The following is a 21,741-nucleotide window of genomic DNA, read 5'->3' as shown; positions in this document are numbered from 1 at the left end:
TGCATATTTGCCTTTTGCGTAAAAGGCGTCCAAATATGGGGCATGAAGCATGGGGACGGAAAAAGGGTAGTGCGTATCCTTGTCATCATCGGCACAAGGCCCGAGGCCATCAAGCTGGCTCCGGTCATCCGCCGATTGCAGTGCCACGCCGACGTTGCCGTCAGGGTCTGCCTGACCGGACAGCATCGCGAATTACTTTCACAAGGGCTAGCTGACTTCCACCTGCATGCCGATCACAATCTGGATCTGATGCAAGACGGCCAATCGGTCAACGACATGGTTGCCCGCGTCCTTGCCGCCATGTCGACGGTGCTGAACCAGGAAAGGCCCGATTGGGTGGTGGTCCAGGGCGACACCTCCTCGGCTATCGCCGCCGCCCTGGCCGCGTTTCACCACGGCGTGCGCGTCGCCCATGTGGAAGCTGGCCTGCGCACCGGTGACCCCAACCAACCATGGCCCGAGGAAATCAACCGGCGCCTGATCGCCCAATTAGCCCATTTGCATTTTGCACCGACCCCGAGCGCCAAACACAATCTGGAACGCGAAGGCATCGCCCCGTCAGCCATCGAGGTGTGCGGCAATACAGTCATTGACGCCTTATTGCTGGCGCAAAATCTTGGCGATGAAAATATCGCTCCGACCGCCGCGGACCCGCATCAAAAGCTGATATTATGCACCTTGCATCGCCGCGAGAACCTGACCCCCGAGCGCTTGAGCCAAGTCGAGACCGCACTGAAAGTTCTGGTTGCCGAACACGACTGCCACATCGTTTTTCCATTCCATCCCAACCCGGCCCTGGCCGACACCGTCGCCCGGCTGCGCGACTTTCACCCCCGGTTGCGCATGATCGCGCCGCTCAGTTACGTTCCCTTCGTCAGGCTGATGATGCAAGCCAGTCTGATCCTGACCGATTCCGGCGGCATCCAGGAAGAAGCGGCCTATCTCGGCAAGCCGGTCCTGATCATGCGGACCAGCACTGAACGCCCGGAAGTGCTGGAGGGCGACGCAATTCTGGTCGGCACCGACGAAAAGGCCATCATCACCGCCGTTACCAAGATTTTGCAATCCCCCCACCCCATCCATCGGCCCACTGGAACCTTTGACACCCTCGGCACCGGTGGGGCGGCGTCCTTGATCGTCCAACGCCTGATGGCGGAAGAAAGTGCTCCGACATGAGCCATCGCCGCTCGGCCAACGACCGCATATTCATTGCTCTGACCGCCCTTATTGTGCTAGCGCCCTTACCGCTGGCCGCCAACCGGGCATGGTCGTGGAGCCTGCTGACCCTGGCCAGCGCCCTCTTGACCCTGATATGGGTGGTAGGCCGCCTGCGGGGCAGATGCCATCCGGGCCTGCCGGCGACCAAGCTGGCGCTTCCCGCCACCTTGTTCCTGATGGCCTTGGCTTGGGGGGTGTTGCAGACCCTGCCGATCATGCCATTGTCTTGGACGCACCCGGTTTGGACCGAGACGGCAGCCGCTTTGTCCCGACCGCTTGGCGCCACCATTTCCGCCAACCCGGAAATGTCCGGTCACGCTGTGATGCGCCTGGGCGCCTATGGTCTGATTTTTGTCTTGGCAACCCAGTTAGGGCGCCAACGCCATCGCGCCGCCTGGGGCCTGAAAAGCGTGGCCGTCGCCGTGCTGGTTTATGGTGCTTATGCCTTGTTTTGCCAGTTAATCGAACTTGACTACATTTTGTGGATGAAAAAATGGGCCTATCAGGGTGATGCTACCGGCACCTTTGTCGGTCGCGCCGCCTTTGGCGCCTTTGCCGGGATCGGCGTCCTCGCCTGTCTTGCCCTGGCCATCCACCGCTCGGCTGCACAACGCCCCTCCATCGGCACCAGCGAACGGATTGAACGCTTGCTGGCCCGCACCGTGCCTTGGCTGATCGCTTCGGGATTCCTGTGGCTGGCGGTCCTGGCCAGTCATTCACGCGGCGCCTTTCTCGTTACCGGGGCAGGCTGCTTGGCATTGTTGATTGCCGCCACCATCGGGCGCCTGGTGCGCCTGCGCCAGACCCTGGCCTTGCTGCTGGTCCTGATCGGCCTAGCCGGAGCCGCAGTGCTGGCCGATGGCGACATCACCCTGGCCCGCATGAGCGGCGAAGGCGACCTGACCGGCGACCGCCCCAATCTGATGCGCCTGACCTGGATCGCCATTGGCGACGCCCCGCTGACTGGACATGGATTGGGCACTTTCACCAGCGCCATCATGCCCTATCGCGATACCAGCCTGCCACGCCCGGTCCTTTACAATCATGCGCATAATTCGTGGGAAGAAGTGATTATGGATCTGGGCTGGCCCGCCGGTTTGTGCCTGCTTTCCGCCGTGATTATCCCCATAGCCGGCTGTTGCGCCGGTCTTGTCCGTCGCCGCCAGGACCAGATCTACCCGGCCCTGGCCGTGGCGGCGGCGACGTTGCTGGGTTTACAGGCCATGATCGATTTCACCGTGCAAATACCCGCCCTGGCGGCCTTATTCGCCTATCTTCTCGGGATTGGCTATAGCCAGTCGTGGTCCGCAAAAGCATATCAGTGAAGAACATGGATGCGCATGATAGCGTCCATGTCGGCGTCACTCAGGTTCTTGACGACACGAGCAAAATAGCCCCGGTGGATGAGATTGCGCTGTTGCGCCAAAATTTGCTGAACCTGGGCCGGACGCACCACATAAGACAGCCGAAACTGATCATCGAGCAAGCCTTGATCCTCGGCCCCCATCTCGGGTTTTAACTCCAAGCCGAGATCAAGGCGGGATTCCATGATCGACGGATAGACCCGGGCATTATAAACCGACATCCGCCACGCAGCGATGGCCTGGGCCGGATCGGTCCGTGCCAGAATCTGGCCCAACCACAACCATTGTTCAGGGAGCAGCGGCGCTTGCGCCAACAGCTTTTCCAATCCCGCCCGCTCGTCCGGCGCCTTGGCCAAATGTCGGACCAAAGCCCTATAGCGACCGATTTCGGTCGATGCCTGCCATGCCTCGGCCCGGGCGAGAAACTCCTCGGTCGCCGCCCATTCCTCTGGTTGTGGGTAAAGCCCGTCGGAATGCACGCCCGGAGCCAAGGCCAGCAAGGTGCCGGCAATCAGGCGCGGGATGGCCGCAAACGCAAGCACGACGGCCAGCACGGCCAGCACCAACAAGGCGCGGCGCTCGCCACGGCGCAGCTCAGGTGTTTTTGCCATAGCCCTCATAGGCGCCATAATAGCCATAGGCTCCATATGCTCCCTTGCGGTGATGCGCGGGGCTGGTCTGCGACAACACCACGCCGCTAACTTCGGCACCGACCTTGGCCAGATACGACAGTGCCGCCATGATGGCGTCGCGGGGCGTGTCATTCCATTTGACGACGAAAACGATCTGGTCGGCAACCTGTGTCAGCACCTGAACATCGGTGGTCGCCAAGCTGGGCGGCGCATCAATGAAAATACGGTCATAACGCGCCGACAAGGATTGCAGCACCTCGGTCAGGCGCCCATTGGACAGAGCGTTGCCGGAAAAAGCATCAACCGGTCCGGCCGGTAAGATATCAAAGCCGCCCCGCTCGTCGCGCAGGATCAATTGCTCGGGCGACAGACTGGCATCCGACAGCAACTGGGTCAGGCCCTGCGATGGCTCTCGTTGCAGTGCTACATGCTGTGTCGGGCGCATCAGATCGCCGTCAATGACCAAAACCCGACTGCCCGTCACCGCCACCGCCATGGCCAGATTGCGGGTGATGAAACTTTTGCCTTCGGACGGAATGGAAGAGGTGATCAGCGTGACTTTGTCGCCACGATCGACCGCCGACGCCGCCAAGACCGCCTTCAACGAGCGAAAGGCATTGGCCAGGGGCGAACGGGGCGCGTTCAAGATGCCAAAGGCCAGGGCTTCGGCATCCCGCTTCTTGCCGCCCTGCTTGGGGATCACCGCTAGCAAAGGCAGATAGGTGATCTGTTCGACTTCCTCGGCCGAACGAATGCGGCCGTTCAACCGGTCGAGCAGGAACACCAAGCCGATACCGCCGAATACCGAAAGCAGCAGTGAAGCCAGAAAAATCCGGACCCGACGGGGCGAGGAAGGCTGGATCGGGATGGCGGCAGGCGACAGCACGCGGGCATTGGCGCGCTGAATGCTTTCCTGCTCTGAATCGCGCTTGTAGCGGCTGAGAAAAGCTTCATAGAGCGTGCGGCTGGTCTCGGCTTGGCGTTCCAGCTCGCGCAGTTCGACTTCATGCACGCCGGATTCGTTGGTTCCTTGCTGCAGTTGTCCGATCTGGCGTTCCAGCGACGACACGCCGACGCGGGCGGCCTCGGTTTCGGTCGCGAGCGAGGCGGCGACCTTACTGATTTCCTGAGCGATCCTGGCCTGCGATTCATGCAAATCCGCCCGCAGGCCGATGATCCGCGGGTGTCGGTCACCATAGGTCTTCATGGCTTCGGACAATTCACGCTCTTTACCCACCTGTTGCTCTCTCAGGCGCTGGATTAACTGAGATTGCAACACGTCATAGGCGGTTTCCATCGACCCGCCATTGCGCAACAGCCCACGCAACTGATCATAGCGCGCCTGCTTTTGCGCCAATTCCGAGCGAGCGACGACCAGGCGGCTGTTCAGTTCGACCAATTGCTGATCGTTAACAGTCATCTGGCGTTCGCCCCTGCGCCGCTGCGCCAGGTTGTACTTGCTGCGAAACTGTTCCGCCGCCTGTTCCGCCGTCGCCACGTCACGGCGCAACTCATCCAAGCGCTGTGCCAGCCATTCATTGGCCCGCTTGGAGTCTTGCAAGCTGGCTTCCAAACGCTCAAGGACGTATAGATTGGCCAAAGTGTTGGCGATTCGTGCAGCTTTTTCGCCATTGTCAGCGACAAATTCAGCGGTGATGACAAACGATCGCCGGTGACTTTTCACTGATAGTCGGGACAGAAACATACCTTGAATACGCGCGCGCTCGACTTTCACCCTGCCCTCGGCGGACAATTGCTGTTCGCCGGCTCGTTGGCCGGTCAAGACGGGCAGCGGATTGATATAGCCGATTGCTTTCGCCCACATCGAGACCGGGCGCAAGGCCGTGTTGAATTCCGGATCACGCTCAAGACCAAGCTTGTCGATGACCTTTTCCACCAGTACCGACGAACTCAGGATGTCGGCTTCGGTCTGAACCGAGGCCTCGGTCAAACGGCTTTTGCCATAGGACCGCTCCAGTAGGTTGTCACCGATATCGGGGGCCTCGATCAGCACCTCGACCTGGGCGGTATAGCGACGCTCGGCTTTATAAAGATAAAACACCGTGGGGACGGTGACTATCAGGATCCAGCCGAGAACGACCCATTTGCCGCGACCGACCACCCCCAAAGCCCTACGCGCCTGACGCCGAAAAAGATCGGGGGAATCCTGCGCAGACTTACTGTCATACAATTTCAAATCCGTTTAATCCGTCAATATTGGAGCCCAAGGCGCAGCATCGCGGTGGTTTGATTAAAGCCGCTGCCGTCCACGTTGGTCAACTTATGCTTTTCACCCAACTCAAGGCTGGAATAGAGATTACGATTGAATAAATAAGTGGCACGGACGACACCTTCATAGGTATCAGCCTCCAGATTCCCACCTTTTTGCTCATCCCGGCTGTAGCTGAGGGTCGAGCCCAAAATGAGGTTTCGCTGCAATTCGTGGCGCACGGTGACCGACACCGCGGTACGGATCAAAGCGGAGACATTGTTCGCAGTGGTTTCCTCGATCGAACGCTCAAGCGTCGGAATGATCGTGGTCAACTTCGACGGAGACCAATTCAGCCGGGCCTTGACGTAATAGCCCGAAGGATCGCTCAATCTCTCGTCCTTGTAGTTTTGCCTCATATAGCCAGCCAGGAAATCACCGCGAACCAACTCGGATATATCAAGGCCGATACCGGTGCCCAGACGAAGGCCCGAGCTGTCGCGGCCAATGCCGAACTGATCTGCATCATGCTGATAGGCACGCCACAGCAAAGTCCCTTCATTGACCCAGGAATAGCCGGGAATGAATTCATACGATTCCCGCAACGTCACATCGAGCTCGTTGCGATTTCGAAAATGAGACGGCGTAATCCCCGTACTCGTCCGCGTATCTTCCCAGTCGCGCTTCACCGCCGTGACGCCCAGACTGGATGTCAGATTTCCGATGGAGAACGCGCCTGAGCCATTGAGCGTCAAATAATGAAATTCTGTGGGACGCAAGCCACCGGCATCATCGAAGCTGCCGCGATCTTCGTGATCATGAGTGTAAGTCAGCGACGCATTTAGGGCATCGCGGTCGGTAACGTCGTAGCGCCCCGACAATTGGGCCAACCCGTTGGTCACGCTTTCCTTGTCGAAGGTGACGAATTCCTTGCGCTCGACGCGAGCAAGGGCGTTGATTGCGTGGCGATCAAAGCGCGAGTTCAGGGCTAATTCGGGCCGGTAGGTGCTGATGATGTCGTGCTTGGCGTCGTAATTGGTCGCGTAGATATTGCTGTTGCGGGCGACATCCAGCTCCATCTTCGGCATCAGCAGGAAAGCGCCGAGATCGACACCCTTCGGCTGATAGGCATCGGGGGCGATATCGGTGTCCTTTTGCTCCAACGCCTCTTTGGGCGGCAGCAAGCCTTCCTTTTGCTTACGCACGCTTTCACTTTTCTGGCCGACAGCCTTTTGATCCGCCTCGGACGCGCTTTGTCCCAATGCTGGGCCACTCAAGCCCCCAACCAAGACCAACACACCGACAGCCATACCACGTGCGGACTTCATCACTTCTAACCCTTCTAGCCCACGACCACTTGGCAACAACATCATCCGACAACCATGCGCCACTTGGGAAATCCCAAAGGCTAAAGAGGCAAACCAGAAATTGCAAAGCACCATCATTTCTGGTTATATCCCTTTCGCCTTCCTGTCAAGATCACGACAACTTTGGCGCAATAATAACGCCCCAAAATGCTCCTCCGATCTTTTGCGCACACGGTCGAAAGAGCCCCCCCTTCCCAAGACGATGGGGCGTGATCCGCGCCTATTCGGGTCGACAACAAACGACAATCTCGCCCGTCGACCGGGGGAGATAACGATCCGCTCCATCCCGTAAGGCCAAGAACAGCCGGGGAGCGCGCTCCGCCAGAACAAGAGTCCGGTGCAATCCGCGTCCACATCGGCGCCTGATCCACAGCGGCCGCCAGCCACTGATCAAGCAAAGATTTTTCAGGGTGTTTGGTGTCCACGAATAAAGGTGGCGCTGCAAATCGAACCCATCCACATCCTTAGGGACGGCGCCGTCTTCGACGGGGACCGCAATAAACAGACGCCCATCGGCCTTCGTCTTATCGCGAAGCTGAAGTAAGATTGCATGGGGATCAGGGACGTGCTCCAGGCTGTGATGCGCCAGGATCACGTCGAAATGATCGGCAGGGATTCCGTCAAGGGAGTCACGCCATTCGAAGCCCTGGGATCGGCAGGCTTGTGCCGAGGTATGGTTGATGTCAACGGCCCACTTCTCGGCGGCCTGTATCTCCGCCAGATTTTGCCCAAGTCCAGCACCGAACTCCAGCGCCGCATCACAGGACAAACCGCTATAGCCGCCCATCAAAGCACAGGCACGAGCCCAGCGCCGACGAAAAACGAGATCGTCGAAACAGCCAAAGGCATCATTGTAATAGCCCTGATTGTAGGAAGTGGGGGGATTCATCCGACGTTTCCCATATGGATGCACTTGCTTTGTCTGGATTTGGTATGATGACTAGATAGCCTAATTTCAGCCGCACTGGAAGCGACCCTTCCCGGCACCTCCACGGACAGACATAAAATCAGAAATTGCATCGACCATGATTTATTGAGTATATCTCGACTATCAGATCGTAGGAAAAGTCAGCAATAATCACTTGCATAAAAATTGAATTTTATCATCTATTCGCATACACACGCCAAATAACCGCCACATCACGCCCCTACTTTCCTTACCAAACCCGATGTATAGATTGTTCAGCATGGGCCATTTTCTCGACTTCCTTAAATTGCAGTACCGGCGCCTGCGTATTGGCGCCAGCATGCATCGCAACGACGCGCTCGGCGCCCTGCACCGGGCCTGGGGCTATGTTCACGCCACTCAAATGGTGGGCGATTATTACGAATTCGGGGTGTACCGCGGTGCATCCTTGATAAACAGCCGATTGTCGCAACAACATTTCCGCCGCCATCTGGAACGCTCCCGCGACTTGCCATTTCTGCGTCAGGGCACGGTCACCCTGTTTCTCGAACACAGCCCGACCTTTTACGGCTTTGATACCTTCGCCGGCATGCCCGATAATGCCGAGGGTGAGGACAGCCTGGCCCCCGGTTCCTTCAAGGCCGATTTTGACGCCGTGCTGCGCCGCTGCCGCCATGTCGGCCTGGGCCCGCCGGCATTGCAGCTTTTCCCCGGCCTGTTTTCCCAGACCAGCCACAATATCGGCCCCCACCCGGCAGCCATCGTCCACGTCGATTGCGACTTGTTCGCCTCGGCGGCTGACGCCTTGAGCGCCATTGCGCCGCGACTGACGCAAGGAACGATTTTGCTTTTTGATGATTACAACCTGTTTCGCGCCGATAATTGTCAGGGCGAAAGGCGGGCTTTGGCTGAATTTCTCCGCACTCATGACATCACGGTCGAACCCTGGTTCGCTTACGGCCCCGCTTCTCAGGCCTTTATCTGCCATCACGTTGTGTCATAACCAGTGGACGAGTGCGTGTCCTTGCTTGGATTCGGCTATCTAGTGTATAGGATGAGCTTGCGAGTTATGAGCGCGGAGGTTTTATGCGAAGGCTGATCCCAAGTCTGCTGTGCGTCTGTTGTTTGGGGGTCTTTGGCTCCGTCGCCATCGCCCCGCAAGTCTACGCCCAGGCGGCTGCCCCCCAGGCGACGATGCCCCCTGCTCTGCAGGCCGCCGTCGCCAGCGGCAACGGCCAGGCCATCCAGCAGGCCATGAACACCTTGAGCGGCGGCAATCCGCAGCGGTTGGCCGCCTTGGCCCAGATGGTGAGCACAGCCGCCGAGCGCTTGATCGCCAGCAATCCGCTCGCCGCCGCCAATGCCGCCAATGCCGCCAGTGCCGTCGCCCGCCAACCGGCGGTCATCGCCGCCGCGCCGCAAGCGGCTTTGTCGCTGGCCGTCTCCACCTCGCGCATCGCCACCTCCCCCAGTGTGCAGGCCGCCGCTCCCGCCATCAGTGCGGCCATTTCGGTCAATGCCGTCGGGGTGGCCACGTCGCCGGCGGTTTTCGCCATATCGCCCACCGCCGCCTTGCAGGTGATGTCGGATTCCTTCACGTCCCTTAAATCACCGAATGTCGCAGCTTCGGCGGCCGGCGCCCTGCGCGACGTGACCCAATTGTTGACCGCCGCCTCGGCCGATCCGCGATTGGCCGCAGCCCTGGCTCAATCGGGTGCGATCATCATCGACATCATGACCGGGACGAGCGTTCCTGATTTTCTCAAAGTCAGGGATGATGGTGCGGCCACCGCATCGTAAAATTTGCGGCCCCGACGCAAACACGACGATATGACAACCATTTGGCAACGAGCCCTGCATCCGCTGGGGCCCGTTGGCGCGCAAGGGCTTTCCCAAGCCGCCAATCTGGCCGCCCAGTTAGCGTTGATCGCCTTTATGGGCAAGACCCGGTTCGCCGATCTTGGCCTGGGCTTGATGACGGCTGCGACAATCTGTTTTATAAGCGAAATCGGCCTGGGCACCTATTTCCTGCGCGAGAGCGCGCGCTCAGAGCAATGGCTGGATTCGTGGCGTCAATCGGTCGGCAGCCGTTTGATCGTGGCGGCGACGGCGGCGGCCCTGGCTTGGGCCGCTTTGGCCTGGGGGGCACCCAACCCGGGCACGGCACGGCTGGTTTTGCTGGCCGCAATTCCCGGGGTACTTATTTCCGCCGCCAACCCGACGCCTCTGTTGTTTGGCCTGGATAAGGTTCGGACCGCCTCTGGCGGAATTCTGCTGCGCTTTGCCATCCAAAGCGCGGGCGGCGTTGCCATCGCCTTGGCATGGCCGCACCATGCCGAAATCGGGGTCGGGCTGGCCTTCTCCGCCGGCATCGTCGCGCAGGTTCTGGTCGGACAAATGGCCGGGCTGCCGATCTTGGCGCTGGCCCCGCGCAGGCCCAGGACAGTGCCGCCGAAAGCCGCCTTGCGCTTGTGGGGGTTATCGCTGGTAGGCACGATCAATGATCGCGCCTTGCCCTTCGTCATCGGCAACGCCCACCCGGAAATTCTGTCCGCGGCGCTGATCGGACTGCAAATCCTGCAAACTCTGGTCGGCATTGGCACGCAGATGGATCGCCTGCTGATCCCAGCGGTCGCCCGGGGGGAAAGGTCGCAGGATGCGCAAGCCACATGGCGCCGGCTGCACATGCCGCTGCTGTTGTTGATTTTGCCCGTCATTGCCGCCACCCCTGTCGCATCGACATTCTTCATGCCGGGATGGGAATTGGCCGCCTTTATCTTTGCCTTGGAATGGGCTTCGGTGGTTATCGGCACCCTGGCCTTTGCTCTGGCCTTTGCACGAGGAGGGGAAAAGCGGGTGGCTTACTTCATGCTGGTCGCGGTGCCACTCTCCACAGTCGCGCAGGTGTTCTTGGGCGGGCGGGTCCCCCTGGAACTGATCTTGGCTTTGCGGTTGATTGTCGCGGCATTCGTCGGTTGGCTGGCCAGCTGCTGTGTCGCCGCACTGGTGAACGACACCGCCCGTGCTTGACCTCTTGGCGACGCGACTGGGCCTCATCGTGGCCTGCGGCTATGGCGCATTTTCCATCCGCCACCAAACGCTGCTCATGCCCGAACCTTATTGGCACACGCTGTTGGCAGCCGTCGGCCTCTATGGCCTGAGCGAGCTGCTTGTTCCCAGCCCCAAGGGCTGGCTGCCGATTCGGCGCGGGATGGATGCTGGCCTGCGCTTGGGACTAATCGCCCTGATTCTAAGCACCACTGCCTTTGCCTTGAAAATATCGGACCAATATTCTCGCCTGTGGGCGATCTATTGGGCGCTGTCGAGCTGGGTGACGCTTTTCGGCCTTGCCCTTGCTGCCATCCGCCATTCGCAAATGCCGCGCCGCCTGATCCTGGTGGGCGAGCCCAAGGTGACCGAACAAGCGCAGGCGGATTACGCCACCCAATCGGGCATGGACATATTGTGCCTGCATCCGTCCGAGCTACTCGACTGGCTGGACCGGCGCAATGCGACCGGCGTCCCCCTGGACGGCGAAAAAATCTTGCTGATCGGGCATGTGCCCGAACCGGCGCAGCGTACAGCCCTGATCCTGGCCCTGCATGGTAGCCCCGTCGCCTTGCGCTATTGCCCCGACCTCGACGATTTCCTGGCCGGGGGGGGGCGCGGGACGCTGCCTTTAGTGCCGGCACCGGGACCGGCGCAAGACTTGATCAAGCGCCTGGAGGACATTTTTTTCACCTCCTTGGCCCTGATGCTCTGCGCTCCGCTGATGGGAATCATCGCCCTTCTGGTCTGGCGCTCCGGGCCGGGGCCAATCTTGTTTCACCAGCGCCGCCTGGGTTTGGGCGGACGCGCCTTCACCATCTACAAATTCCGCACCATGGTGCCAATGGCGTCAGACCAGGCCGAGGCCCCGCAGGTGGAAAACCACGATGCCCGCGTCACCGGTATCGGCCGAGTCCTGCGCCATTGGGGCCTGGACGAATTGCCGCAATTGTTGAACGTCTTGCGCGGCGACATGTCGCTTGTCGGGCCCCGTCCACATGCTTTTCCCCATGACATGACATGGGGATCAAAGCTGCCGCAATACGCGCAACGCTTCCGCATGCGCCCGGGCATCACCGGTTTGGCCCAGATTCGCGGCTGGCGCGGTCACGTCGAAAGCGACGTCGCCATCGCCACGCGATTGGAACTGGATATCCAGTACATCCGCACATGGTCGCTCGGCCTGGATTTGCGCATTCTGGCCGAGACCATTCCGTCGCTTATCCGCAACGCCCCGCCATCGGCTTCACCGCCCAGCCAGTCGCTGGACGACCCATTGGGACAGCACCGCGACTAAAAAGCGGCTGTTGCAAGACACATAACGCGGCCCCAGCCGCAGCGGCTCTTGTATCAAGCGAAACAACCATTCCAGCCCGGCGGCTTGCATCCAGGCCGGAGCCCGACGGCGGTCACCCGCCAAAACGTCCAAAGAGCCTCCGACACCGAAGGCAAAGGGGATGGCGCTTGCGGCGTGCACCTTGGCCAGAAATAAATCCTGACGCGGATAGGGCAAGGCGGCGATCAGGCAATCCGCCCCGAACGAGGCCAAATCCGCCGCCACCTGCTCGTCTTGGGCGGGGGGGAAATAGCCGTCGCGCCAGCCCGCCAGATGCAAACCCGGATGGCGCCGATGCAAGCGTTCCACCGCCCGCGCCAGGACATCGGCCCTGGCCCCGACGATATAGGGGCGCCACCCCCGTTCGGCGCACAACGCAGCCACCTGATCCAACAAATCCACACCTGAAATCCGCTGCCTGGCCGGCAGCCCCAGATATCGCAAGCCCCACAGGACCCCCATGCCATCGACAACGGCGGCATCGGCGCCGAGCACGGCCAAGCGGAATGCCGGATCGGCCCGTAACCCGATCAGCTTGGCCACATTGATGTCCGCCACCCGAAACGGCTTTCGCTCGGCCATTGCCTTCACCGCCTGCCGCAGCAAAGCCCCCATGGTCCAGTCGAGATCGAACGCGATCCCCCAGCAAAACACCCGCCCGCCGGGTTCGCTCAAGCTTCTGTCCAGCACCGGGCCATGACGCCAGCGCGACAGCCGGCCCCGCCACGCCTCCGGCAGCAGCACCCTGGCACCTTGCCCCAATCCCCGTCGCAGCCAACTTTGCCGCGGCGGCGCCACAGCCGGCCCGTCGGGGGGAACCGTGTCCCACTTTTCCACTCCCTGCCGCCCCGCTTCCACCCACAGACAGGCCGGCAACGCAGCCGCTTTGGCCAGGGGGAGCGCAAACGGCTTCAACCCCGCCGCCAGGACGGCCCGACGCAGACTGTTCACGGTAAAGCAGGTGACATGGGCTGGATGAATGTCGGCGGCACTCACGGCATCGACACGGGTTTCGGGAACTTCAATCACCAATCGCCCCGCCGGGGACAGCAATTGGGCCAAGAACCCGAGATCGGCAACCGGATCAAGCATATGTTCCAGGGTGTGGAACAAAACGATCAGATCAAAGGATGCGCAATCAGGCAAATCGCCCCAATTCAGGAACCTGACCGGCGCACCATCCACGGCCAGATGGCGATGCTCGCCATCTGGCTCGACCGCGGTCAACGCCAAGTCTGGGCGCAAAGCATGCAATCGCCCGAGAAAGCCGCCATGCCCACTGCCGATTTCCAGCACCTGACCGCCTTGCGTCACGGCTAATGCCAGCGCCCGAGCCCGGCGAAGCCCGATTTCCCGGCAACGGATGGCGTGAAGAAACGCTTCATCCGGACGAGTGCAGTTCTCAAATGGATAAAGCCGACGATAGTCCTTTGCGTAAAAGCGGCGCATCCCCGCAGCGCTCATGTCCGGATCAAGATAAAGACCGCCACAATGACCACATTGCATCAGCCACTGGCCTTGACCGACCTTTTCCTCGCGCGCCACCCGGTTTTGCCGATCAGTGACCGCGCACAGGCGGCAAATGGCCCCGGAACGGGCCAACGACAACCATATACGCGTCATCGTTCACCATCGCCGGCAAAAAAAAACCGGATCGATCTGTCGACTGCCCGCGACGCTGTCCACCGCCGTGTTGTCGCGGATCAGCAATTCCTTCGCAGCCCAACCCGATAGCGGGACAATGGCAGCAATCAAAGCCTGCCCGTCACCGCCGCACCGGTCAAAGCGATTGTGTTCGACCACGATGTTGCGCAGCCCCGAGGCCGGACGATCGCCCATCCCCATCGCCATCGCCTGGGTCATAGCCGAAATTATGTTACCGTTGACCAGAACCCCCGACGCATCGACGATCCGGATGCCCACGCTCGCCTGCGCATTGCTGCCGGAAATGCGGTTGTTGGCAACCACCACACCGGTCGAGCCCCGATCCACGCCGATGGCCCCGATCACGCCGGACACCACATTGTCGGAGATGACCAGATTAGTGATGGTACCCGGATGCTGGAAGTTCAGCACCAGAATGCCGCGCAAATCATTGTCGGCACGATCGCTGACGATGACGTTGCCGACAATCGCCCCATTGGCGCAGCCATCGCGGATCAAAATCCCCGAACTCCCCGGCATCACCGCCTGAAAGTGCAGCATATTGCCGGAGAGGGTGAAGGTATCAACCCAGTTAAGCTCAATGGCGACATCGATTCGGGTGTCGAGTTCAAAGCGATTGCCACTGATCATAACATGCCGGAGCAGGCTTTGCGCCCCGCCCCCCAGGATATAGATGCAGTTTTGCACCTTGGTCGAGCCGACACTGCCGGCAAAGCTGTTGTTGTTAACCGAGATGCCCCTGCAATTGCACCCCGGTGCCTGGCAAGCGGCGATGTAAAGGCCCGGCACATTGCCGTTATCGGCGAAAACGCAGTCCTCGATCCGCAGACTTTCCAGTCCTTGGCCTTCCGCTTCAGGACGTGGACCAAGGATGACGCCACCGCCGCCGCTACGACCGTCACCGAAATGCTGAAAACGGCAATTAAGGATGCTGATCGCGCGCAAGGCGCAGCGCAGATACAAGGCAAAACCTTCCTGCCCTTGCGGAGAAGAGCTTAATTGCTGGCTGCGCCCACCCAAAAAGCCCAAATCGCGGATGGTGACGTCTTCAAGCACATCATTGCCGTCACAATGCAGCAGATTGAATGGCACCTCCGTCGGCGCCCCCCCATAGACCAGAACCGAACGGGACGGCCCCGCCCCCCGCCAGACCTGCCCGGACCGAGGCCGCAACGGCCCAGTCAGCCGGTATTGGCCCGAGGGAAACCATAACTCGTCGCCACCAAAATCAATGGCTTGCTGCAATGCGGCGCGGTCATCGTGAATGCCGTCGCCCTTGGCGCCGAAAGCCCGTACACCGCGTTGTCCACTCACCGGCTGAAGCAAACGTTGCGCCGCCAGAACCACACCGCCGCCCAGGGCCGCGCCCAGCGCGACCAAACCAATCCGGCGACGGCTCAGGAGGGCTAGTTTGCTGTCCATGTCCGCACGATCGCAGCAATGCTGTCGTCAAGATCACGGTCGGCACGCCACCCAAAGTCGCGAAAACTTTTCCCCGGATCACCCAATTGGCTGGTTCGATCCATCACCCGACACAAAGCCGGATCGCTGAACAACTCGACCTGCGCCCCCCGATGAGCGGCCAGCCGCAAGGCGATATCGCTGGCGGAATATTCACGGCCACTACACAAATTGTAGACGTCGATGTCCGTGCTGTGCCGTCCCACCAGGCAAGCAAGCCCCGCCGCCATATCGTTCACATCGACGAAATCACGCCGACGATCCAGATTGCCCATGCGCAAGGTCAAAGGCCCGCCGGGGGCGGCATCCATCCGCCGCAACAAATCGGGGATAAGGTGACCGTTGGGGTCATTGGGGCCGATGACATTGAACATGCGGGCGATAATTCCCGCCCCCCGTCCGGCCTTTGCCCAAGCGGCCAATTGATGTTCATTGGCCGCCTTTGACGCGGCATAGACATCCTGGGGCGCCAAGGCGGCATTTTCCGCCAATGGGCCGTCATGCCAATCATACACCGCGCCGCTCGAAGCCAGTACGACATGGCGGCACCCCGTCTTCGCGCAGGCGTCCAAAACCGATTGGAATCCCATCACATTGACATCGGTGGCGTGAAACGGATCGCGCTCGCAGGTGGGGATGTGGTGGATCGCAGCCAGGTGAACCAGACTTGCCGGACGATGGCACTCCATGATGGCGATCATCGCTTGGCGATCTCTGATATCTGCCTGATAACAGATCAAACCATCGGTTTGAGCCGGCATCGGCCGCCCGACCGACAGATCGTCAACCACCACCACCGGCTGGTGTTGACGCAGCAAACCGACCAACACCGTGCCGACGAAACCAGCCCCCCCGGTAACTAGGACCCCCCCCTCCCCGTCAGAAATAGCGTTCGGTGACACGAATGATATCCCCAGGCAGGATGGGCGTGCGCTCGATGGCGCGGAACTGCTGTTCTTTGCCATCGATGATGCGCACCAGGATGACCTCGTTCTCGCGGGCGCGATAATCATAACCGCCGGCGCGGGCCACGGCAGACAGCACCGTCATGCCAGCCAGATACGAAAACTCACCCGGCAGCTTGACCTCTCCCAAGACATAAAAGGGACGATAGCTCAGCACCTCGACCGCCACCTTGGGATTGCGCATATAGCTGCTGCGGGTCAGAACCTCTTCGATCCGCCCCACCAGAGTATGCGCGGTGACCCCGGTTGCGCGGACCGTGCCAATCAGCGGCATGCTAAGATTGCCGGCTGAATCGATCTGAAACTCGCCGGACAAGTTCTGCTCGTTGAAGACAATGACCCGGATCCGGTTGCCCGGTTCAAGCACATATCCCTCGGTGAAGTCGCCGATGGAACTCGGCGCCATGACATCGGGCAATGGGTGGCGGGCGCATCCGGCCAAAGCCATCAGCACAAACGCAATAGATGCAAAATAACGCATGGGAGGCCTTGATTCCTTAAGGTTCACCGTTTCCAGCTTACATGGCACTATAGCCGCATCAATGTTTGCTGAGAAGACACCCCATATGTTCAGGCTGGCATCGCCATGATCGCCCCATTTTGGCATCGGTTATTGTTTCGGCGCGGCGAGAAACGGCACTCCCCCATGCCCAGGATCGATACGCTGGGCGTGCCGGCCCAGACCCCCCTTTACGCAATTGGCGACATTCACGGCCAGATCGATCAGTTGCGTCAGGCAATCGCGTGGATCGTGGGTCGTGCCGCCGCCCAGACCGAGCAAAACCTGAAGCCAAAGGTTGTGTTTTTAGGCGATTACGTTGATCGCGGCGAGGACAGCCGGGCCGTGCTTAATTGTCTAATCGGACTAGAAGCCGAGTTCCCCTCGATCCAATGGATATTCCTGGCCGGCAATCATGAAGCGGCCATGCTGGGCTTTCTTGACAATCCGCTCGAGCACATCGCCTGGCTCGGTTTCGGCGGAGCTGAAACCTTGCTCAATTACGGCGTCCGCCCCCCGGTCGGTGTGGGCGGGCGGGCGATCCAAAAGACCCGCGACCAATTGCTCCAAGCCCTGCCCGATACGCATTTACGCTTCTTGCAGCAACTACGTCACAGCCACCAATGCGGCGATTATCTTTTCGTCCATGCCGGCTTGCGTCCGGGCGTACCGCTGGAACGCCAAGCACCAGAAGATATGCTGTGGATCCGCGACGAGTTCATGAACACGCCCCATTGGTACGGGAAATGCGTGGTCCATGGCCACACCATCGAGACTGCGCCGGCACTGCATCCATGGCGCATCGGCATCGATAGCGGCGCCTATTGCGGTGGGCCGCTCAGTTGCCTGGTCCTAACCGGCAACCATCGGGAAGTCATTGGATTCTCATGATGGAAACGGAACCATCCCACCCTGATGTTGGCTTCAAGCAGATATTTTCACTTCTTCGCGCCCTGCTCGTCGAAATGACCGAGTTCGGGGGGCGGCGCCTGTGGATCGGCATTCTTCTGGCCGTCATCAGCGCCACCCTCGAAGGCGTCGGCCTAGTTTTACTGTTGCCTATGTTGGCCGCCGTCGGCGCCACCGGATCTGAAAGCATCACCCCATTGCTGTCCCGATTGTCGGATGATCTGGGCCTGACCGGCTTGCTGGTGCTTTGGACACTCGTCGTGCTGGCCCTGGCCGGATTCTCGGCCAGGCGCGAAATGACCATGAACCGACTTAATCAGCATTTTATCGGCCATCTGCGCCAACGCTTGCACCTGGCATTGCTGGGCATGGAATGGAGCGCCTTTCAACAATTACGCTCTGCCGATGCCGTCGCTACCTTGACCGGGGGGGCAGTTCGTGTCGGCCAGGGCGCCACCTTTATCATCCAATTGATCACCCTGACGCTATTGGTCGTCGTCCATGTGTCCGTCGCCGCGTTCCTGTCCCTCAACGTCACCTTGCTCGCCGCCGCCATCGGCATAGGCGTCGTTGCTGTTCAAGCCCCACAACTGCGTCACATGATGCGGCGTGGTCGCGGTGTGGAAAAAGATTTGCGCAACATCCACGCGACCATCACTGAACATCTAACCATGATGAAACATGCGAAAAGCCACAATGCCGAAGCCACCTTCGCCAAAGCCTTTGGTCTCGAAGTTAATGCCTTGGCCACCGCCATCGCGGTCGTCGCCAACAAGCAAATTAACGTCCGGTTTCGCCAAAAAATCTTGGCGGCGGTGATCCTGGCACTGGTGGTGTGGATCGCGATCACCAAATTTGACATTACCGGCGCCCCCTTACTGCTGTTGATCGCGGTGTTCGCCCGCCTGCTGCCGACCATCGGCCAAACCCTGTACGCAGCCTTGCGCGTCGTCGAAGCCCTGCCCGCCTATGGCGAAATCCAAACCTTGTTGCGCCATTGCGCCCAGAACGCAGCCACTCCGGCAATGGCTGGAACACCCATTCCGACCGGCATGCTGCGCCTACAAGGGGTCAGCTATACTTGGCCGGGACGAACCCAACCAGCCTTGGCCGGGATTGATCTGGACATTCCCACCAACCGCACCACGGCGTTGATTGGCCCATCGGGGGCTGGAAAATCGACTTTGGCCGATCTTTGCCTGGGGCTGCTGTCCCCTTCGCACGGAAGCGTCAGTGTGGGCGGAATCGCCTTGACCGGTCCGCACGCGCCGGCATGGCGTCAGCGCGTCGCCATCGTGTCCCAAGATGTGGTGATGTTCCACGACACCGTCCGACGCAATTTGTCCTGGGCCAACCCCGATGCCAGCGAGGCCGAGTTGTGGCAGGTTTTGACCTTGGCCGCCGCTGACACCATGGTACGCAACCTGCCCCAGGGTCTGGACAGCGTCCTTGGCGATCGTGGCACCCGCTTGTCAGGGGGGGAGCGCCAACGGTTGGCCCTGGCCCGCGCCTTGCTGCGTCAACCGGTCTTTTTAGTGCTGGACGAAGCCACCAGCCACCTGGACCACGAACACGAACAGCTGATTCAAGAAGCCCTGCACCGCCTGCACGGTCGCATAACCGTGTTGGTCATCGCCCATCGCCTGGGCACGATCCGCCACGCCGATGCCATCGCCGTCATCGATAATGGCCGGTTGCGTGAATATGGCACTTGGGACGAACTGAACGCATCCGGCGGCTTTGTCGCCGCTGCACGTCTTGATGTGCAAGGGGATTTGATCATTGGCTAAAAGCCCTGGCAACAGCCGCGACCAGGGCGAACTCGGCGCCGGCGGCGGGTTCGACGGCGGCGAAGATGCTGGTCCAGTCAAAGCGGCAGTCGTACAGGCGGGGTGGCCGTAGGCCCGAACACACCACGACGCGCACAGCACCTTGGCAACGGCGGCCTTGATGCCTTCATGGGCGTCGGAGCCCACCAACTTTGCCCAGATTCAACGGAAACATCGCCGGCTTGGCGCGAATGGCGCCGGTGGCATGGCCGCGTTTACACCGGCAAGAAGGGCTGGACCTTGGCCTACCGCTACCAGCGCTGGCTGACCACGGTGCGCTTCGATCACCCCGCCCAGCAGGTGGTGTTGTAGGATTACGTCCAGCCGTCACCGATTCCAAGGGGCGGGTCGCCCGCTTGACCCAGCGGATCGAGACCTGATACCAAACTTGTCGATGGCTCAAGAGGTCGAAGCCGTGCAGGCCATGCGCGGCGTCGGCTTGCTGACGCCCCAACCGGCCAACTCCGCCATCAACGACAAATCGTGCTCGACGCCGCTCACGCCCGCCACCCCAACCGCTTCGTCCTCACCTCACCGCACCCCAGGCCCCGGCCACGCCAACGGCAGCCTGGGTGAACCCACCCGAAAACTCCCAAAGGCCCCTGCTTAAGCTGACGAAGGACACTGTCTCAATCGCGTTGACAGGTTCCAGCCCCGATCGAATAGAGTTGGTCACCAGGAAGGATTTGCTGCTAAAGCAAAAGAGGGCGACAGGAGATTATGGTGAAGCGGCTGCTTCTGTGCATTCCCAATCAGAGTGTTCACTATCGCGGGATGAATGCCCGGCCACAGGTGAGCATTCCGCTTGGCATCCTTTCAATCGTGGCATTCCTGCGCGAAAACGGCTGGGCTGGGGATGTCCGCGTTTACGACGCGCGTCTCAGCGCCAGCTTCACTACCACCCAGGAGAAGGGCGGCCGGGTCACCCTGTTCGGAGACGATGAGGCCACCATGGGGAAGCGCATCGCGGAGATAGCGCCCGACGTGATCGGCATCTCCAACATGTTCTCTGCGCAGTTTCCACAGGCGTTACGCATGGCAGAAGTCGCCAAACAGGCCTGTCCGAACGCCGTGGTGGTGATGGGCGGCCCCCATGTTTCGGTCTTTCCCGAGGAAACGTTGGAGCAGCCTTGCGTCGATTACGTGGTGGTCGGTGAGGGCGAAGAGCGCATGCTGGCCCTTCTGCGCTGTCTTGAGGCTGGCGAGACCCCTGCCATTCCCGGTGTACTCGGTCGCCCGGAGGACCGCCGATTGCTACGAGACCACCCCCTGGTCAAGGTGAATTTCATAAAGGAGGTGGACGATCTGCCGCTGCCGGCCTACGACATGGTGGATGTGGAGCGTTATTTCGAGCTTCAGGCCAACGGCTTCTCGCCGCGAACACGAGAGTGGGGCCAACGGGCGGTGACCATGATCACCAGCCGGGGATGTCCGCACCGCTGCACTTTTTGTTCCATCCATGCCACCATGGGCTATCGCTGGCGCGCCCATTCCCCCGACTACATCCGGCGTCATATCGCCCTGCTCCGCGAGCGCTACGCCATCGACTTCATCCATTTTGAGGATGACAACCTGACCCATGATAGCGAGCGTTATGATCGGCTGCTGAACATTCTGCTCGAGCTGCTGCCGCGCCTTCCATGGGACACCCCCAATGGCGTGCGGGGCGACGGCTGGACACTGGAACGGGTCCGGCGCACCCGGGAATCGGGATGCCAATACTTAGCTGTCGCCATCGAATCCGCTGTCCAAAACGTTCTTGACAAGGTAGTGCGAAAGCGTCTCGACTTGGCCCAGGTGGATAACCTGATGGTCTTTACCCACCAGGAGGGACTTCGCCTGATGGCCTTCTACGTGGTGGGCCTTCCGGGCGAGCGGCTCGAGGATATCGACGCCACGTTCCGATACGCCTTGGCCCGCTACTTCCGCTTCGGTGTGTGGCCGGGGATGAACCTGGCGGTAGCATTGCCCGGCACCGAACTTGGCCGCATCGTCGAACGAGACGGCCTGCGCGATCCGTCGCTTCCGTACGCAGCCAACCAGTTGACCACCTCCGAGTTCAGCCCCGCAGACATCCAGAAACGCTTCCGGCGATTTCAGCGCCTGAAAATCCTCATCTTTCTGTGGCGTTCTCTGACGTCGTGGCGTGACCTCCGCTACAACGCCAGCCTCGTCTGGCGCTATCGATCCAGCATCGCTAACGAATTCCGCAAGGCTTTCGGGATGTAAGGCCCATCAGGGTCATTGAGGTCGACCTGAATCAACAGCCGGCCAATTTTGTCGGGCGCCATTAGAAACTGGCCACTCCACATAGGAGGAAGGGCTCATGGAC

General features: G+C 60.4%; 19 protein-coding genes and 1 pseudogene. 11 read left to right on the top strand and 9 right to left on the bottom strand.

Translation table 11 applies throughout. The annotated features are described in order from the left end of the window. The first annotated feature begins 69 nt into the window (after positions 1-69). Complete coding sequence (gene wecB / locus MGMSRV2_RS03075) at positions 70-1,176, top strand: non-hydrolyzing UDP-N-acetylglucosamine 2-epimerase (RefSeq protein WP_052588846.1); 1,107 nt, start codon at positions 70-72, stop codon at positions 1,174-1,176. Continuing rightward, a complete protein-coding gene (locus MGMSRV2_RS03070) occupies positions 1,173-2,543 on the top strand; it encodes an O-antigen ligase family protein (RefSeq protein WP_024078863.1) in 1,371 nt (456 codons plus the stop codon). Before wecB ends, MGMSRV2_RS03070 begins: the two co-directional genes overlap by 4 nt. Here the strand turns inward: MGMSRV2_RS03070 and MGMSRV2_RS03065 are convergent. The 4 genes from MGMSRV2_RS03065 to MGMSRV2_RS03050 all read right to left on the bottom strand — a co-directional run bounded on the left by MGMSRV2_RS03065 (position 2,537) and on the right by MGMSRV2_RS03050 (position 7,679). After that, positions 2,537-3,193, bottom strand: coding sequence for a hypothetical protein (locus tag MGMSRV2_RS03065; protein ID WP_024078862.1), 657 nt, complete (start codon positions 3,191-3,193; stop codon positions 2,537-2,539). The genes MGMSRV2_RS03070 and MGMSRV2_RS03065 overlap by 7 nt on opposite strands. Continuing rightward, the gene (locus tag MGMSRV2_RS03060) at positions 3,177-5,405 is read right to left on the bottom strand and encodes a GumC family protein (RefSeq protein ID WP_158497721.1); all 2,229 of its coding nucleotides are present in this window, start codon (positions 5,403-5,405) and stop codon (positions 3,177-3,179) included. Before MGMSRV2_RS03060 ends, MGMSRV2_RS03065 begins: the two co-directional genes overlap by 17 nt. A 20-nt stretch (positions 5,406-5,425) precedes the next feature. Continuing rightward, positions 5,426-6,868 (bottom strand): outer membrane beta-barrel protein, encoded by a 1,443-nt coding sequence (locus tag MGMSRV2_RS03055; RefSeq protein WP_084027889.1) that lies wholly within the window; start codon positions 6,866-6,868, stop codon positions 5,426-5,428. Positions 6,869-7,010: 142 nt separating this feature from the next. Next, positions 7,011-7,679: a class I SAM-dependent methyltransferase gene (locus MGMSRV2_RS03050; protein ID WP_024078859.1), complete on the bottom strand. Its 669-nt coding sequence runs from the start codon at positions 7,677-7,679 to the stop codon at positions 7,011-7,013. 298 nt (positions 7,680-7,977) lie between these two features. Between MGMSRV2_RS03050 and MGMSRV2_RS03045 the strand changes: the two genes are divergently transcribed. The 4 genes from MGMSRV2_RS03045 to MGMSRV2_RS03030 all read left to right on the top strand — a co-directional run bounded on the left by MGMSRV2_RS03045 (position 7,978) and on the right by MGMSRV2_RS03030 (position 12,042). Continuing rightward, a complete protein-coding gene (locus tag MGMSRV2_RS03045; RefSeq protein ID WP_144084267.1) occupies positions 7,978-8,700 on the top strand; it encodes a TylF/MycF/NovP-related O-methyltransferase in 723 nt (240 codons plus the stop codon). 83 nt (positions 8,701-8,783) lie between these two features. Next, positions 8,784-9,497, top strand: a complete 714-nt coding sequence (locus MGMSRV2_RS03040) for a hypothetical protein (protein WP_024078857.1) — start codon at positions 8,784-8,786, stop codon at positions 9,495-9,497. Between the two features lie 30 nt (positions 9,498-9,527). Further along, positions 9,528-10,727, top strand: coding sequence for a hypothetical protein (locus tag MGMSRV2_RS03035; protein ID WP_024078856.1), 1,200 nt, complete (start codon positions 9,528-9,530; stop codon positions 10,725-10,727). Then, positions 10,720-12,042, top strand: coding sequence for a sugar transferase (locus tag MGMSRV2_RS03030; RefSeq protein ID WP_024078855.1), 1,323 nt, complete (start codon positions 10,720-10,722; stop codon positions 12,040-12,042). Before MGMSRV2_RS03035 ends, MGMSRV2_RS03030 begins: the two co-directional genes overlap by 8 nt. Here the strand turns inward: MGMSRV2_RS03030 and MGMSRV2_RS03025 are convergent. The 3 genes and pseudogenes from MGMSRV2_RS03025 to MGMSRV2_RS22355 form a co-directional block, all read right to left on the bottom strand. After that, positions 11,992-13,530, bottom strand: coding sequence for a WecB/TagA/CpsF family glycosyltransferase (locus MGMSRV2_RS03025; protein WP_242410741.1), 1,539 nt, complete (start codon positions 13,528-13,530; stop codon positions 11,992-11,994). The genes MGMSRV2_RS03030 and MGMSRV2_RS03025 overlap by 51 nt on opposite strands. A gap of 177 nt (positions 13,531-13,707) precedes the next feature. Further along, positions 13,708-14,766 carry a right-handed parallel beta-helix repeat-containing protein gene (locus MGMSRV2_RS21815; RefSeq protein WP_242410740.1) on the bottom strand — a complete coding sequence of 353 codons (1,059 nt, stop codon included), beginning with the start codon at positions 14,764-14,766 and terminating at the stop codon, positions 13,708-13,710. A 156-nt stretch (positions 14,767-14,922) separates the two neighbouring features. Continuing rightward, a pseudogene (locus MGMSRV2_RS22355) lies at positions 14,923-15,060 on the bottom strand (glycosyl hydrolase family 28-related protein); the annotation flags it as partial. On the opposite strand from MGMSRV2_RS22355, the gene MGMSRV2_RS21805 reads away from it, so the two are divergent. Continuing rightward, positions 15,007-15,156: a hypothetical protein gene (locus MGMSRV2_RS21805; RefSeq protein ID WP_162472130.1), complete on the top strand. Its 150-nt coding sequence runs from the start codon at positions 15,007-15,009 to the stop codon at positions 15,154-15,156. The pseudogene MGMSRV2_RS22355 and the gene MGMSRV2_RS21805 sit on opposite strands and share 54 nt — an antisense overlap. Here MGMSRV2_RS21805 and MGMSRV2_RS03015 read toward each other — a convergent pair. Both MGMSRV2_RS03015 and MGMSRV2_RS03010 read right to left on the bottom strand, forming a co-directional pair. Then, entirely contained in the window at positions 15,153-16,025 is an 873-nt protein-coding gene (locus MGMSRV2_RS03015; RefSeq protein ID WP_242410711.1) for an NAD-dependent epimerase/dehydratase family protein, read from the bottom strand. The genes MGMSRV2_RS21805 and MGMSRV2_RS03015 overlap by 4 nt on opposite strands. 61 nt (positions 16,026-16,086) lie before the next feature. Further along, a complete protein-coding gene (locus MGMSRV2_RS03010) occupies positions 16,087-16,653 on the bottom strand; it encodes a polysaccharide biosynthesis/export family protein (protein ID WP_024078851.1) in 567 nt (188 codons plus the stop codon). Positions 16,654-16,842: 189 nt separating this feature from the next. Between MGMSRV2_RS03010 and MGMSRV2_RS03005 the strand changes: the two genes are divergently transcribed. The 4 genes from MGMSRV2_RS03005 (at position 16,843) to MGMSRV2_RS02990 (ending at position 21,638) form a co-directional block, all read left to right on the top strand. Further along, positions 16,843-17,562, top strand: coding sequence for a metallophosphoesterase family protein (locus MGMSRV2_RS03005; protein WP_158497719.1), 720 nt, complete (start codon positions 16,843-16,845; stop codon positions 17,560-17,562). 74 nt (positions 17,563-17,636) lie between these two features. Then, positions 17,637-19,370, top strand: a complete 1,734-nt coding sequence (locus MGMSRV2_RS03000) for an ABC transporter ATP-binding protein (RefSeq protein WP_041633418.1) — start codon at positions 17,637-17,639, stop codon at positions 19,368-19,370. A 168-nt stretch (positions 19,371-19,538) separates the two neighbouring features. Continuing rightward, the gene (locus tag MGMSRV2_RS21330; RefSeq protein WP_041633417.1) at positions 19,539-19,721 is read left to right on the top strand and encodes a hypothetical protein; all 183 of its coding nucleotides are present in this window, start codon (positions 19,539-19,541) and stop codon (positions 19,719-19,721) included. A gap of 408 nt (positions 19,722-20,129) precedes the next feature. Then, positions 20,130-21,638 carry a B12-binding domain-containing radical SAM protein gene (locus MGMSRV2_RS02990; protein ID WP_084027885.1) on the top strand — a complete coding sequence of 503 codons (1,509 nt, stop codon included), beginning with the start codon at positions 20,130-20,132 and terminating at the stop codon, positions 21,636-21,638. The last annotated feature ends 103 nt before the right edge of the window (positions 21,639-21,741 follow it).

The organism is Magnetospirillum gryphiswaldense MSR-1 v2, from assembly GCF_000513295.1.
Taxonomy (GTDB): domain Bacteria; phylum Pseudomonadota; class Alphaproteobacteria; order Rhodospirillales; family Magnetospirillaceae; genus Magnetospirillum; species Magnetospirillum gryphiswaldense.
This window is presented reverse-complemented; position numbering and strand designations above follow the sequence as displayed.

Coding starts and splice junctions, on each gene's coding strand:
- MGMSRV2_RS03070 (WP_024078863.1), top strand. CDS start 1,173: ATGAGCCATCGCCGCTCGGCCAACGACCGCATATTCATTGCTCTGACC.
- MGMSRV2_RS03065 (WP_024078862.1), bottom strand. CDS start 3,193: ATGGCAAAAACACCTGAGCTGCGCCGTGGCGAGCGCCGCGCCTTGTTG.
- MGMSRV2_RS03055 (WP_084027889.1), bottom strand. CDS start 6,868: ATGATGGTGCTTTGCAATTTCTGGTTTGCCTCTTTAGCCTTTGGGATT.
- MGMSRV2_RS03050 (WP_024078859.1), bottom strand. CDS start 7,679: ATGAATCCCCCCACTTCCTACAATCAGGGCTATTACAATGATGCCTTT.
- MGMSRV2_RS03045 (WP_144084267.1), top strand. CDS start 7,978: ATGGGCCATTTTCTCGACTTCCTTAAATTGCAGTACCGGCGCCTGCGT.
- MGMSRV2_RS03040 (WP_024078857.1), top strand. CDS start 8,784: ATGCGAAGGCTGATCCCAAGTCTGCTGTGCGTCTGTTGTTTGGGGGTC.
- MGMSRV2_RS03035 (WP_024078856.1), top strand. CDS start 9,528: ATGACAACCATTTGGCAACGAGCCCTGCATCCGCTGGGGCCCGTTGGC.
- MGMSRV2_RS03025 (WP_242410741.1), bottom strand. CDS start 13,530: ATGCGCCGCTTTTACGCAAAGGACTATCGTCGGCTTTATCCATTTGAG.
- MGMSRV2_RS03010 (WP_024078851.1), bottom strand. CDS start 16,653: ATGCGTTATTTTGCATCTATTGCGTTTGTGCTGATGGCTTTGGCCGGA.
- MGMSRV2_RS03000 (WP_041633418.1), top strand. CDS start 17,637: ATGACCGAGTTCGGGGGGCGGCGCCTGTGGATCGGCATTCTTCTGGCC.
- MGMSRV2_RS21330 (WP_041633417.1), top strand. CDS start 19,539: ATGGGCGTCGGAGCCCACCAACTTTGCCCAGATTCAACGGAAACATCG.
- MGMSRV2_RS02990 (WP_084027885.1), top strand. CDS start 20,130: ATGGTGAAGCGGCTGCTTCTGTGCATTCCCAATCAGAGTGTTCACTAT.